General features: G+C 48.4%; 11 protein-coding genes and 1 riboswitch. Of the genes, 7 read left to right on the top strand and 4 right to left on the bottom strand.

What is annotated here, in order from left to right; translation table 11 throughout:
- Positions 1-245 precede the first annotated feature (245 nt).
- From BMZ54_RS31040 to BMZ54_RS31020, 5 genes are all read left to right on the top strand, one after another.
- Positions 246-1,382, top strand: a complete 1,137-nt coding sequence (locus BMZ54_RS31040) for a Re/Si-specific NAD(P)(+) transhydrogenase subunit alpha (protein ID WP_089920967.1) — start codon at positions 246-248, stop codon at positions 1,380-1,382.
- 83 nt (positions 1,383-1,465) lie between these two features.
- Positions 1,466-1,762 (top strand): NAD(P) transhydrogenase subunit alpha part 2, encoded by a 297-nt coding sequence (locus tag BMZ54_RS31035; RefSeq protein WP_089920965.1) that lies wholly within the window; start codon positions 1,466-1,468, stop codon positions 1,760-1,762.
- Between the two features lie 3 nt (positions 1,763-1,765).
- A complete protein-coding gene (locus BMZ54_RS31030; RefSeq protein ID WP_089920964.1) occupies positions 1,766-3,163 on the top strand; it encodes an NAD(P)(+) transhydrogenase (Re/Si-specific) subunit beta in 1,398 nt (465 codons plus the stop codon).
- Positions 3,164-3,281: 118 nt separating this feature from the next.
- Positions 3,282-4,679: a methyltransferase RsmF C-terminal domain-like protein gene (locus BMZ54_RS31025; protein ID WP_089920961.1), complete on the top strand. Its 1,398-nt coding sequence runs from the start codon at positions 3,282-3,284 to the stop codon at positions 4,677-4,679.
- Between the two features lie 92 nt (positions 4,680-4,771).
- Positions 4,772-5,827, top strand: a complete 1,056-nt coding sequence (locus BMZ54_RS31020; protein WP_089920960.1) for a LysM peptidoglycan-binding domain-containing protein — start codon at positions 4,772-4,774, stop codon at positions 5,825-5,827.
- Between the two features lie 208 nt (positions 5,828-6,035).
- On the opposite strand, the gene fmt is transcribed toward BMZ54_RS31020, so the two are convergent.
- Positions 6,036-6,974, bottom strand: a complete 939-nt coding sequence (gene fmt / locus BMZ54_RS31015) for a methionyl-tRNA formyltransferase (RefSeq protein WP_238386741.1) — start codon at positions 6,972-6,974, stop codon at positions 6,036-6,038.
- A 319-nt stretch (positions 6,975-7,293) separates the two neighbouring features.
- On the opposite strand from fmt, the gene BMZ54_RS31010 reads away from it, so the two are divergent.
- Positions 7,294-7,722: an FKBP-type peptidyl-prolyl cis-trans isomerase gene (locus tag BMZ54_RS31010; protein ID WP_089920958.1), complete on the top strand. Its 429-nt coding sequence runs from the start codon at positions 7,294-7,296 to the stop codon at positions 7,720-7,722.
- A gap of 205 nt (positions 7,723-7,927) precedes the next feature.
- Here the strand turns inward: BMZ54_RS31010 and BMZ54_RS31005 are convergent, their stop codons facing one another.
- The 3 genes from BMZ54_RS31005 to metE all read right to left on the bottom strand — a co-directional run bounded on the left by BMZ54_RS31005 (position 7,928) and on the right by metE (position 11,050).
- Positions 7,928-8,323, bottom strand: a complete 396-nt coding sequence (locus BMZ54_RS31005; protein ID WP_089920956.1) for an acyl-CoA thioesterase — start codon at positions 8,321-8,323, stop codon at positions 7,928-7,930.
- Positions 8,324-8,327: 4 nt separating this feature from the next.
- Positions 8,328-8,570, bottom strand: a complete 243-nt coding sequence (locus BMZ54_RS31000) for a cysteine-rich CWC family protein (protein WP_089920954.1) — start codon at positions 8,568-8,570, stop codon at positions 8,328-8,330.
- 179 nt (positions 8,571-8,749) lie between these two features.
- Positions 8,750-11,050, bottom strand: coding sequence for a 5-methyltetrahydropteroyltriglutamate--homocysteine S-methyltransferase (metE, locus tag BMZ54_RS30995; RefSeq protein WP_089920952.1), 2,301 nt, complete (start codon positions 11,048-11,050; stop codon positions 8,750-8,752).
- Between the two features lie 182 nt (positions 11,051-11,232).
- A riboswitch (cobalamin riboswitch) is annotated at positions 11,233-11,438 on the bottom strand.
- A 197-nt stretch (positions 11,439-11,635) separates the two neighbouring features.
- Between metE and pepT the strand changes: the two genes are divergently transcribed.
- Entirely contained in the window at positions 11,636-12,883 is a 1,248-nt protein-coding gene (gene pepT / locus BMZ54_RS30990) for a peptidase T (protein WP_089920950.1), read from the top strand.
- Positions 12,884-13,004: the final 121 nt, after the last annotated feature.

Raw genomic sequence — 13,004 nt, 5'->3', positions numbered from 1 at the left:
AATTGGACAGATCCCGGAAAATTTTTCCGGGGAAATAAGTATGGGCATCCAGGTTACCACTCCCGGTTTGTGCATGGGCCCTGGTAGCTACAGTGCCATCGCCGTTCAATTGCCATAACCTTCAGGGCCTGCCAGCGCTAACAGCTGATGGCTAACAGCTAACTGCTAACGCCTTACGCTGCTTTCCAACTTTCTTTTCCATTCCTGCTGTTTTTTCTTTAAATTTCATCAATAAACTTTCACAGATGATTGCAGGTGTCCTCAAAGAAAAAACAGGCGAACAACGTGTTTCTTTAGTACCGGAAGTCGTAAAGCAACTGAGCCAGCAATCTGTTACTGTGTGGGTAGAGCCCAATGCGGGCGCCCTGGCCTTTTACCCCGATGATGCCTATACGCAGGCGGGCGCCATCATTAAACCGGCCGCTGAAATTGTACAGGAGGCCGATATTATCCTCAGTATTCAACTACCGGAACCGGCTATATGGGAAAACCTGCAGCCCGGTAAAATACTGGCCGGTGTGTACCAGCCGCTTTATAATAGCCGGCAAATGCAGCAGGCAGCTGACCGCCAGCTCACACTTTTCAGCCTGGATAACATTCCCCGTACCACCCGTGCCCAAAGTATGGATGTATTAAGCTCCCAGGCTAACATTGCCGGTTATAAGGCGGTGCTGCTGGCAGCGTATACCTATAGCCGTTATTTCCCGATGTTTATGACCGCCGCAGGCAGCATTGCCCCCGCCAAAGTATTGATCTTAGGCGCCGGGGTAGCAGGTTTGCAGGCCATTGCCACGGCCCGCCGTTTAGGCGCAGTAGTAGAAGTGTTTGATACCCGCCCTGCTGTGAAGGAAGAGGTAATGAGCTTAGGCGCGCGCTTTATTGAAGTGGAAGGCGCAGCAGATGCATCAGCCGCCGGCGGGTATGCCGTAGAGCAAACGGAAGCGTATAAACGCAAACAGGAGGAGAAAATAGCCGCCAGCATTGCCAAGGCAGATATTGTGATCACCACGGCGCAAATACCCGGTAAAACAGCGCCGCAGCTTATTTCACAGGAAATGTTGAACACCATGCGCCCCGGTGCAGTGATCGTGGACCTGGCAGCCGCTACCGGCGGTAATACGGCGCTTACAAAGAACGACAGCACCATTCTGCATAACGGCGTTACCATTATCGGTAACTCTAACCTGGCTGCTGCTATGCCGGCAGATGCCAGCAAACTGTACGCCCGCAACCTGTTCAACTTTTTACAGCTCATTATCCGCAATGGCCAGGCCGTGCCGGATTTTGAAGATGATATTGTGCAGGGCGCCTGTATCACGCATAATGGTGCTATTACCAATGAAAGAGTAAAAGCGCTGTGCGGGTTGAAGGAGGAGGTGTGAAGTAAAAAATTAAAAGTAAAAAGTAAAAAATTAAAAACCGCTGCATTTTAATTCGTAATTCGTAATTGAATAATTCGTAATTCATGGCGTTCATCCACCAGCACATAGAGCTCATCTACATAGTTATCCTGTCCATTTTCCTGGGTATAGAAGTAATATCCCGTGTACCTGCAGTACTGCATACACCGCTCATGAGCGGCGCCAATGCCATTCATGGGGTAGTGATCATAGGCGCTATTATTGTTATGGGGCAGGCAGAAGCAGATAATTACATTGCACTGATACTGGGTTTCCTTTCCGTAATACTGGGCACATTGAACGTGGTGGGCGGTTTTGTAGTTACGGACCGGATGCTGGAAATGTTTAAATCCAAAAAATAAAGTATGTCCTTCAGCGTGTTATCCATCATTTACCTGCTTGGCTCTGTTACGTTTATTATTGGTTTAAAAATGCTCAGCCATCCGGCTACTGCCCGCAAAGGCAACCTGATAGCGGCCGGAGGCATGACGCTGGCTATCCTGGGCACCATCTTCCTGTATGAGCACAACGGAGAGCGATTGCATAATTATGGATGGATCTTCACGGGCTTGCTCATTGGCGGGGTAATAGGTGTGCTGGCCGCAAAAAAGGTAAAAATGACCGCTATGCCGGAAATGGTAAGCCTGTTCAACGGTACCGGCGGGGCCTGCGCGGCATTGATCTCTGCAATAGAGTTCCGGCATTTAAGTGAGAATGTGGTAACAACCGGAGAGCTGCTGACTATTTTACTGGGGTTAATGATAGGCGCTGTTTCCTTTGCCGGCAGTATGATCGCCTGGGGAAAGCTGAACGGGCGTATCAAAGATTTTGCATTTAAGGGGCAGCATATTGTGAACCAGGTTGTGCTGGCCGTAATGGTCATCTGCGCTGTATGGCTGCTCTGGAGCAATGACGGATTACAGGTGCACCACCACATTTTGTTTTACATTGTATTAGTGTTAGCGTTGTTATACGGGGTATTGTTTGTGATGCCTATTGGCGGTGCAGACATGCCGGTGGTAATTTCCCTGCTGAATTCCTTTACCGGTGTAGCTGCGGCTTGCGGCGGTTTTTTGTATAATAACCAGGTAATGCTTACCGGTGGTATCCTGGTAGGTTCTGCAGGTACCATCCTTACTATTTTAATGTGTAAGGCCATGAACCGCTCCCTGAAAAATGTGCTCATTGGCTCGTTTGGCGGCGCCAAAGCCGGTGTGGCTAAGGAGCAGGGATTATACAAAGCTATTTCTTTGTCAGATGCCGCAGTGGTGCTGGCATATGCACAAAAAGTGATGATCGTGCCGGGATATGGGCTGGCAGTAGCGCAGGCCCAGCATGCCTGTCATGAGCTGGAAAAGCAGCTGGAAGAAAAAGGGGTAAGCGTACTGTATGCTATTCACCCGGTGGCAGGCCGTATGCCGGGCCATATGAATGTGCTGCTGGCAGAAGCAGATGTATCGTACGACAAGCTCCTGGAAATGGAGCAGGCCAATGCCGCATTGCCTACTACAGATGTAGTGCTGGTTTTAGGCGCTAATGATGTGGTGAATCCCGCAGCAAAACATGACCCCGACAGCCCTATATACGGTATGCCCATCCTGGAAGTGGAAACCGCCAAAATGGTGATCGTAAATAAGCGTAGCATGAAACCCGGTTATGCTGGCATTGAGAACGATCTTTTCTTTCAACCCAAAACCTCCATGCTGTTTGGCGATGCCAAGCAGGTATTGCAACAGTTGATCTCGGAGATCAAGCAGGTTTAATTAATAATGAATAATTAAGAATTAATAGACGTAGTGCCAGTGCTGAGAGTAAGCCAGCCCTGCGATTATTAATTATTCATTCTTCATTATTAATTATTTTTGCGCAAAAGTTTTTCCATTGTCTACATATTTACCTCCTGCGCTGTTAGCCGGTTTGCGGGGGCTTCCGGGTTATAATGAGGAAGCATTTTTACAGGTGCATGCAAGCGGAGAGCGGGTTACTTCCCTGCGTTTGAATCCGGCTAAAGTGCACAATGTTGCTGAAGCAGCACAGGTATTACAGTCGCTCAGCGCTGCGCCGGTAAGCCCGGTGCCCTGGTCGCAGTACGGTTATTACCTGCCACAACGTCCATCCTTTACGCTCGATCCTTTTTTTCATGCCGGCGCTTATTATGTGCAGGAAGCCTCGTCTATGTTCCTGGAACATGCCATCCGCCAAACCTGTGATCTGTCGCAGCCTTTGAAGGTACTGGACCTCTGCGCTGCACCGGGCGGTAAAAGCACGTTGCTGCAGGCTTTATTTTCTGCAGATAGTTTGCTGGTGTCCAATGAAGTGATCCGCGCCCGTGCCGGTTTGCTGGCAGATAATATTAGCCGCTGGGGTGCGCAGAATGTGGTGGTTACGAATAATGATCCGCGGGATATGGGCCGCCTGCCAGGCTTTTTTGATGTGCTGGTGGTAGATGCGCCCTGTTCAGGCTCTGGTTTGTTCCGCCGCGATCCGGAAGCAGTGGAGGAATGGTCGCCGGAAAATGTGACGCTTTGCAGCCAGCGCCAGCAGCGCATTCTGGCTGATGCATGGCCTGCGCTGAAAGAGAACGGTGTGCTCATTTACTCCACCTGTTCTTACTCCAAAGAAGAAGATGAAGCCATCCTGGACTGGTTATCAACAGAGCTGGAAGCTGAAAATATACCCTTGCAGGTGCCGGCAGACTGGCATATTGTAACCACCAGGTCGGATAAACGAAATTGTGAAGGTTACCGTTTTTACCCGGACCAGGTAATGGGCGAAGGTTTTTTTATTGCCTGTTTCCGCAAGACCAGCGCAGATCCCGTGGTCTCCCGCAAACTAAAAGACACCCTGCCGGCGTTATCTAAAAAAGAGCAGGAAAAAGTATTTCCCTGGTTGAATACCACGGCAGAAATGTTCTTAATGGAGCATCAGGGCGATGCGATTATTTTACCCGCTAGCCTGGCGCCCGCAGTGGCCGTATTGCAACAACAGTTATATTTGCGGAAAGCCGGCGTAAAAGCCGGGCAGTTGACTGCGAAAGATTTGGTACCGGACCACCAGTTAGCCATGAGCACTTTACTGGCTGCCAACATACCGCAGGTAGCGCTGAATAAAGCACAAGCCTTACAATACCTGCGTAAGGAAGATCCGGCAGTACCCACCGGTGTAAAGGGCTGGGCGCTGATGGTATATGAGCAAATGCCCCTGGGATGGGCCAAGATACTGCCTAACCGCATCAACAATTATTATCCTAAAGAACTCCGTATTTTGAAAGAGGTTTGAGGTTTTCACACCGGCGGAGAATCAAAATTTATCAATTTTAACGCATATATTCGTTGCCGGAAAATGCGTTTAGCATTATAAAAAGAGTCAGTATGGTCAGATCATTGTTGATTATCATGGGAATTATGTTGGGTGCAGCAGGTGTACAGGCACAGGACATATTAGAGGTACAGGGCACTGCTCCTGATCTGTATTTAATGCACACTGTAACAAAAGGAGAGACCTTCTATAGCCTGTCACGCGCCTACAGCGTGCCCCCCAAAGAAATTGCCGCACAGAACAATCTTAATTTTGATGGTGGATTACAGCTGGGCCAAAGCGTAAAGATCCCGCTGAACAAAGGCAACTTTGTGCAAAGCGGCGAAGCAGCCGGCCACCCGGTATATCATAAAGTACTGGAAAAAGAAACCCTGTACCGCATCAGCGTTAATTATAATAAAGTATCGCTGGATAACATCCGCCACTGGAATAACCTGACAGGTGATGGTGTACAGAAAGACAGTTACCTGGTAGTAGGATACGTGAAAGGTACTAATAATGGCGCTGTGATCGCATCTCATACACCCGCCGCCCCGCCGCCGTCAACCGTTCCTGCTGCTGCACCTGCCAGCCCTGCGCCCGCACCACCGGTAACAGAAACCACCACCGTTGTAAAGAACAATCCTGCGCCGTCTACCGTATTAACACCGGCTCCCCCGGTAGTTACGCCTGCGCCGCCGGTAAGCAGCAATACTACAACAGACAGTGATAACAATAGCGCCAGCGAAACACATGCATCAGCGCCTGCGCCAGCTCCTGCACCCGCAGCCAGCACGCCGCCTCCTGCGCCATCCGGTTCCAGCTTTGAGCAGATCTACTCTCAGCAAACCGCCGGTAAAAAGCCAACCACTGAAAAAGGCCCTGGCTCCTGGTTTAAGAGCAATGCCGGTGCGGGTAAGTATTATGCCCTGCATAACTCCGCTTCCCGTGGCACTATTATAAAAGTTACCAACCCGCTGAATGGTAAATCCATTTATGCCAAAGTGCTGGAAGCCATTCCGCAAATGAAGCAGAATGCCGGTTTGATCATCAAGCTAAGCGATTCCGCCATTGAAGCTCTGGGAACTAATGAAACGAAGTTCTATTGTGAGCTGAGCTACGAGAATTAATAATGAAGAATGAATAATTAATAATCATAGGGCCGGTGTTCAATGATACACCGCTACAACGAATCATAAAAGAAAGGCTGCTCATTACCTTGAGCAGCCTTCTTTATTTATGTATTGGTGTAAGCAGGTTATTTTTGATACCACCGTTTTGGCTTTATCCTTTCCCGGTATACCTGCTACACGATTATTAATTATTCATTCTTAATTATTAATTACCAAGCCGGAACCCACGTAAGAACGCCTCAACCTCCATCTTCTTTTTCCCCTCCAGCTGTATCTCCTGTAATACCAGGTAACCATCACTGGCGGCTATTTTCAGGTAAGTTCTGTTATCTGTTACCGGCTCGCCGGGTGCTACGGAGGGGGTAGCATGTTCTTTGGTTGCTTTGAATATTTTCAGCTGCTTATCCTGCAGGGTGGTCCAGGCAGTGGGGTAGGGGCTCAGGCCCCGCACCAGGTTATAGATCTTGTCAATAGGCTGCTGCCAGTTAATACGCCCGTCTTCCTTAAAGATCTTGGGAGCATGTTTTATCTTTTCCGGGTCCAGCGCGGGCTGCGGCCGTTCTTCAGCAGTACCGGCTGCAATGGCGGCTACGGTTTTTAAAAGCACCTGTGCGCCGGTCTGCATCAGATCATCATGCAGCTCACCGGCTGTTTCATCATCGCTAATGGGTACCTGAGCACTGAACAGCACATTACCTGTATCAATAGCATGCTGCAGTTTAAAGGTAGTAACGCCGGATACCTTTTCGCCGTTAATAATGGCCCAGTTAATAGGCGCAGCGCCGCGGTAGTCAGGTAACAGGGACGCATGTACGTTAATAGTACCCAGGGGCGGCATATTCCACACTACTTCCGGCAGCATGCGGAATGCCACTACCACCTGCAGATGCGCCTTTAAGGCGGTTAATTCTTCCAGGAACTCCGGGTTCTTCAGCTTTTCCGGTTGCAATATTTTTAGTCCTTTCGCTACTGCATATTTCTTTACGGCGCTTTCCTGCAGCTGCAAGCCACGGCCAGCGGGTTTATCCGGCGCCGTGATCACTCCAACGATCTGGTAGCCTTCCTGTACCAGTATATCCAGCGATGCCACTGCAAAATCAGGTGTGCCCATAAACACAATACGCAGGTCTTGTTTTTCGATCATTTTTTATAATAAATAGTTAAAAATTTATAATTACAAGTAGCCGTATAACATTATGTTACGCTACGATACTGCCTTATATGAACCATACAGGCATATGGCAGGCCGGCCCGGATGATAGCAATTATATAGTGCTGTTGCAGGTTTTAGTCAATACGGATCGCCCTGTAACCATTGCTGCCAGCCCGGCAGTACCAGGCATCTTACCGGAACCAATGCATGCCAGGCGTGTAAAAATACGGATTGCTCAGCTTGTGTGCCATGATCTTTTTTCCTTACCTTGCAGCAGACATCATCTGTTAACACTTAATTATTATTCGTTATGCAAACAGTTAAAAACGGGGATACGGTACGTGTACATTATCACGGTACTTTAATCAACGGTACTACGTTTGATTCTTCTGAAGGAAGGGACCCGCTGGAGTTTAAAGTAGGTGCCGGCATGGTGATCAAAGGCTTTGATAGTGGCGTACTCGAGATGCAGGTAGGCGACAAAAAAAGGCTGGAAATCCCTGTGGATCAGGCTTATGGCCCCAAGAACGATGAGCTGATCATGGATTTTCCCAAAGCCAATATACCAGACGACCTTAAACCGGAAATAGGTATGGAGCTGCAAATGAGCAATGCGCAGGGCCAGGTATTCCCGGTAAAAGTAGCCGGTGTAAGCACTGAATTTGTTACGCTGGATGCCAACCATCCGCTGGCAGGTGAAGACCTGATCTTTGAAATTGAGCTGGTAGAGATAAAATAGTTAATTACGAATTATTCAATTACGAATTGAGTAGTACATATAAAAAAGTCCTGCGTCTTAGATGCAGGACTTTTTTAATTAAGAATGGTCAATTACGAATTGAGCAATGCATATAAAACTACTATAAGTCAATTATGAACCAGGAATTAAATAATGCTCATCTCCGCTGCATTTAATTCGTAATTCGTAATTGAATAATTCGTAATTACTCGTGCGGCAGCACAATCGCCGTCGGCCGTTTCTGGTCATCGATCGCTACAAAAGCAAAAGTGCCTTCAATGGCCTTCTCCCGGTGATTGGAATACATCTGCTCCACATATACGGTTACCCGCACCTGCAGGCTGGTTTTACCCACATGTATTATTTCTCCTACCAGCTCTATAATAGTGCCATGCGGAATAGGTTTCTTAAAATCTATACGGTCGCTGGATACCGTTACCACCCGCATACGGGAAAAACGGGTAGCCGTAATAAAAGCTACTTCATCCATTAACTGCATGGCGGTACCGCCAAACATAGTATCATAGTGGTTTACCGTATTCGGGAAAACAGCTTTGTAAATACGGGTAACGGAACGGGCAATCTGAGCTTCGTATGACATTCGTTTATCGCTTTCCAAATAAGTTGAAAATATTATGTAGCCGCTGTTTGAATTTTTCTTGTTTGTAGCTGGATTTCATGGCCTGCAAACAGGAAGCGCACAGGCATCCGGAAAAACGTTCTGCAACATACTGGCGTTCATCTTCCGTTAGCGGCACATCCTGGCACTGACAGCGCAGAATAGTACCTACACGGCATTCAAAAGTAGTTTTGCAGCTGGGACAGGTAACGGTTTCGTGACAGGCCATAATCTAAATGTGCTAATGTGCTAATATGCTAGTTTGCTGACGTCAATTTGAAAATATTGCGTTAATAAATGTAATGAATTTAAGCAAGCATTATCACCATTAACGTTAACACATTATCAAATTATATCAGCACATCAACAAACACCAGCACATTAGCATATCAGCACATTAATACATCATCACACCGGTACAGCAGCCCGCATATTCTGTGCAGCCGCTACCATGTTACGCAGCGCCTGTTCTGTTTCCGGCCACTTGCGGGTTTTCAGGCCGCAGTCGGGGTTTACCCAGATGTTGCGTGCCGGCAATAGTTGCACGGCTTTTTCCAGCAGCTCCGTCATTTCATGAATAGTTGGTACGCGTGGAGAGTGAATATCATATACGCCAGGCCCTATCTCATTCGGATACCGGAAGGCTGCAAATGCTTCCAGCAGGTCCATTTGCGAGCGGGAGGTTTCTATGGTGATCACATCTGCATCCATTGCAGCAATATGATCAATAATATCATTAAACTCTGAATAACACATGTGAGTGTGGATCTGCGTTTCATCCTTAACGCAGGACACGGATACACGAAAGGCCTTCACCGCCCATTCCAGGTAGGTTTCCCAATCCGCTTTGCGCAAGGGCAATCCTTCACGGATGGCAGGTTCATCTACCTGTATCACCTTAATACCGGCGTTTTCCAGGTCTTTTACTTCATCGCGTATAGCCAGCGCAATTTGCAAAGTAGTTTCAGAACGGGGCTGATCATCCCGCACAAAAGACCATTGCAAAATAGTTACCGGCCCGGTGAGCATACCTTTCATGGGCTTGCGGGTAAGGGATTGCGCATAGCTGCTCCATGCTACGGTCATGGGCTGACTGCGTTGCACATCCCCGTAAATAACCGGCGGTTTTACACAGCGGGAACCATAGCTCTGTACCCAGCCGTTCTGCGTAAATACAAAACCTTCCAGCTGCTCGCCAAAATATTCCACCATGTCGTTACGCTCAAACTCACCATGCACCAGCACATCAAGGCGCAGGCCTTCCTGCCACTGTACAGCGTCTACAATGGCTTTTCGTATAGCCGTATCATATTGCGCAGTGGTAATATTGCCTTTCTTCAGATCGGCCCGCAGCTTGCGGATCTCCTCCGTTTGCGGGAAAGAGCCGATGGTAGTGGTGGGGAACAGGGGCAGCTGTAATATTTTTTCCTGTACCTTTTGTCTTGCAGGGAAAGGCCGTAAGCGGGTGGCGTCGGCAACTGTAAGCGCGGCCACCCTGGCTTTTACAGCGGGTTTATGCACAATGGAGGCAATACTTTTTTCGTGCAGGCTTTTACGGTTGGCTTCCAGCAGGGCTTCGTTGCCATCCAGTATGGCCTTCAGCGCTGTTAGCTCCTGCACTTTCTGGCGGGCAAAGGCCATCCAGCCTTTAATCTGCGGAGTTAAAACCTGCTCATCTTTTTCCAGCTCCAGGTCATACGGAGTATGCAGCAGGGAGCAGGAAGTGGCCAACAGCAATCGTTGCAAGCCAATGGCGCCGGCTGCTTTGCTTACCAGCTGTAAGGATTGTGTATAATCATTTTTCCAGATGTTACGGCCGTTCACCACACCCAGGGAAAGCTGGTTATCTGCCGGGAAATTTTTCAGCACAGCATCCAGCTGCTCCGGTGCACGCACCAGGTCAATGTGCAGGGCCTGTACCGGCAGCTCCAGCGCCAGTGCAGTATTCTCCTGCAGGCTGCCAAAGTAAGTGGCCAGCAGTAGTTGTAAAGAAGGAGCTGCTGCCTTTATTTTCGTATAGGCATATTGGTAAAAGCTCCTTTGCTCTGCGGTAAGGTCCAGCACCAGGCAGGGTTCATCTATCTGTACCCAGGTAGCGCCGGCCTGCTGCAGCTGTTGTAACAGCTGGGTGTATACCGGCAGCAGCTGTTCCAGCAGCGCTGCGGCGTGCAGGCCCTCATCTTTAATCTTACCTAACAGCAAAAAGCTCACAGGGCCTAACAGCACTGGTTTGGTATGAATGCCGAGGGATCTTGCTTCTTTAAATTCATCCACACATTTGGTGGAGAGCACGCGGAACTGCTGGCTGGCATCAAACTCCGGCACCAGGTAATGATAGTTGGTATCAAACCACTTGGTCATTTCCATAGCGGTAATATCCAGGCCGTTCTTCTGGTAACCTCTTGCCATGGCAAAGTACAGCTCCGGGCTGCTGGCGCTGGCCAGGCTTGACATCAGCAGCTGAAAGCGTGCCGGTATTACACCGGTCATCAGGCACATATCCAGCACCTGGTCATACAGGGAAAAGTCGTTGGAGGGGATCAGGTCAATGCCTGCCTGCTGCAGGGTTTCCCAGTTCTGCCGGCGAAGCTGCCGTGCAGTAAGCTGTAATTTCTCTAAAGACATTTTGCCCGCCCAATAGGCTTCGCATGCCTTTTTCAATTCCCGCTGGCTACCAATACGCGGATAGCCAAGTACATTGGTCTGCATACTTGCAATAATTTAAATGGTAAAAAGAATAGGATGCTTACAACGGTAGGCTTGCGGGAAAGAGAGAGAATTTACGATCTTAGATTTACGATTTTAGATTGAACCTGGCAAGTCTTCGCTTTATTCAAATCTCAAATCTAAAATCTCAAATCTAAAATTGTATTGCTTTATCCGCGAAAGCATACATCAAATTGTTTACGGCAAGTATCCTGGCTTGTAACAATGAAGACCGTCCTTCTCACACCGGCATAGTGCCGGCGCAATGGACCGCTATGGGTCATCACCTTAAAGGTTACTTACAGTTGCGCGTCAGCCCGTGAATTGCACACGGTTCCTTTTTAATCCCCTGCACCTGCTGGTGAAGGGAACCGCAAACAGTATTGAGTGTTGTAAAGAACCAACGCAAATATAAACACCTTTCATTAATACATGCCAATTTTCTACACAAACCTAGATATACAGTACATATAAATAGTAAAGTATTTAAAATTTGGTTTTTTGTATTACTGTAATGGAGTTTTAAGGATTATTATTCTATTTTATAACCGGTAAGCGTTGCTAAAAAGAAAATCTTACGTTTGTAAGATGTTTACGAATTACAAGTACACCGTTACAGAACGTTTTTTGCGTTATGTGCAGATAGATACGCAATCCGATCCGTTAAGCGCTACCTTTCCCTCCACCGCCAAACAAAAAGACCTGGGCCGCCTGCTGTTGCAGGAGCTGCTGGCTATGGGTGTTACAGATGCGGAGCTGGATGAACATGGTTACATCTACGCCACCATTCCCGCTAATACGGATAAAAAGGTGCCGGTGATCTGCTTTTGCTCACACATGGATACTTCCAGCGATTGCAGTGGCACCAACGTTAAACCTATCATCCACCCAAAATATGACGGCGGTGATATTATACTGCCGGATGATCCGCTGCAGGTAATACGCCCCGCTGAACATCCCTACCTGCAATTAAAAAAGGGAGAGGATATTATTACCGCCAGTGGTGCCACTTTATTAGGCGCGGATGATAAAGCCGGTGTAGCGGCCATTATGGATGCCGCCCACTTCTTATTACAGCACCCGGAAATAAAGCATGGCGCTATCCGCATTCTGTTCACGCCCGATGAGGAAACCGGCCGTGGCGTGGAAAAGCTGGATATGCAAAAGCTGAATGCACAATACGGCTATACGCTGGATGGGGGAGAGCGGGGCTCCCTGGAAGATGAAACCTTTTCTGCCGATGCTGTGAAGATCACCATACACGGCGTAGGCATACATCCAGGTACAGCTAAAGATAAGCTGGTGAGCGCCATTAAGGTAGCCAGTGAAATAGTGGCCGCCTTACCCCCTAACGGCCTGTCGCCGGAAACTACGGAAAACCGGCAGGGCTTCATTCACCCCGTACGTATACAGGGCGTGGTGGAAAAAGCAGAGATAGACTTCATTATCCGCGATTTTGTAACCGCGGAACTGGCCAGCCATGAAGCTTTCCTGCGCAGCATTATGGAGAGTGTGTTAATAAGCTACCCGCAGGCTACCGCTACCTTCCAGGTAACAGAGCAATACCGTAACATGAAGGAGGTGCTGGACCAGCACCCACAGGTATGCGAATATGCTGCCGATGCTATGCGCCGTGCAGGTGTGGAGCCTTTAAAGATGATCATACGTGGCGGCACGGATGGTTCCCGCCTTTCCTTTATGGGATTGCCCTGCCCCAACATCTTTACCGGTGAAATGGCCCTGCACAGCAAACATGAATATGTAAGCATACAGGATATGCAAAAGGCCGTGGAAACCATTGTGTATCTGGTGCAGGTTTGGGAGGAAAGGAGCTAGTTGGCAGTCGTTAGTTGGCAGTTTGCAGTCCGTAGTACAATGACTGCCAACTGCAAACTGCCAACTATATACTAATTTTCGTTCGTTTCCGTTAACTTATTGTATCTTAATTTAATACTTT

The sequence above is a fragment of the Chitinophaga rupis genome, from assembly GCF_900109685.1.
Lineage (GTDB): Bacteria > Bacteroidota > Bacteroidia > Chitinophagales > Chitinophagaceae > Chitinophaga > Chitinophaga rupis.
Note: the sequence above shows the minus strand (reverse complement) of the source record. Positions and strands in the feature narration are given on the sequence as shown.

Bases quoted from the DNA above. Each gene is read 5' to 3' on its own strand.
- BMZ54_RS31040 (WP_089920967.1), top strand. From the start codon at position 246: ATGATTGCAGGTGTCCTCAAAGAAAAAACAGGCGAACAACGTGTTTCT.
- BMZ54_RS31035 (WP_089920965.1), top strand. From the start codon at position 1,466: ATGGCGTTCATCCACCAGCACATAGAGCTCATCTACATAGTTATCCTG.
- BMZ54_RS31030 (WP_089920964.1), top strand. From the start codon at position 1,766: ATGTCCTTCAGCGTGTTATCCATCATTTACCTGCTTGGCTCTGTTACG.
- BMZ54_RS31020 (WP_089920960.1), top strand. From the start codon at position 4,772: ATGGTCAGATCATTGTTGATTATCATGGGAATTATGTTGGGTGCAGCA.
- fmt (WP_238386741.1), bottom strand. From the start codon at position 6,974: ATGATCGAAAAACAAGACCTGCGTATTGTGTTTATGGGCACACCTGAT.
- BMZ54_RS31010 (WP_089920958.1), top strand. From the start codon at position 7,294: ATGCAAACAGTTAAAAACGGGGATACGGTACGTGTACATTATCACGGT.
- BMZ54_RS31005 (WP_089920956.1), bottom strand. From the start codon at position 8,323: ATGTCATACGAAGCTCAGATTGCCCGTTCCGTTACCCGTATTTACAAA.
- BMZ54_RS31000 (WP_089920954.1), bottom strand. From the start codon at position 8,570: ATGGCCTGTCACGAAACCGTTACCTGTCCCAGCTGCAAAACTACTTTT.
- metE (WP_089920952.1), bottom strand. From the start codon at position 11,050: ATGCAGACCAATGTACTTGGCTATCCGCGTATTGGTAGCCAGCGGGAA.
- pepT (WP_089920950.1), top strand. From the start codon at position 11,636: ATGTTTACGAATTACAAGTACACCGTTACAGAACGTTTTTTGCGTTAT.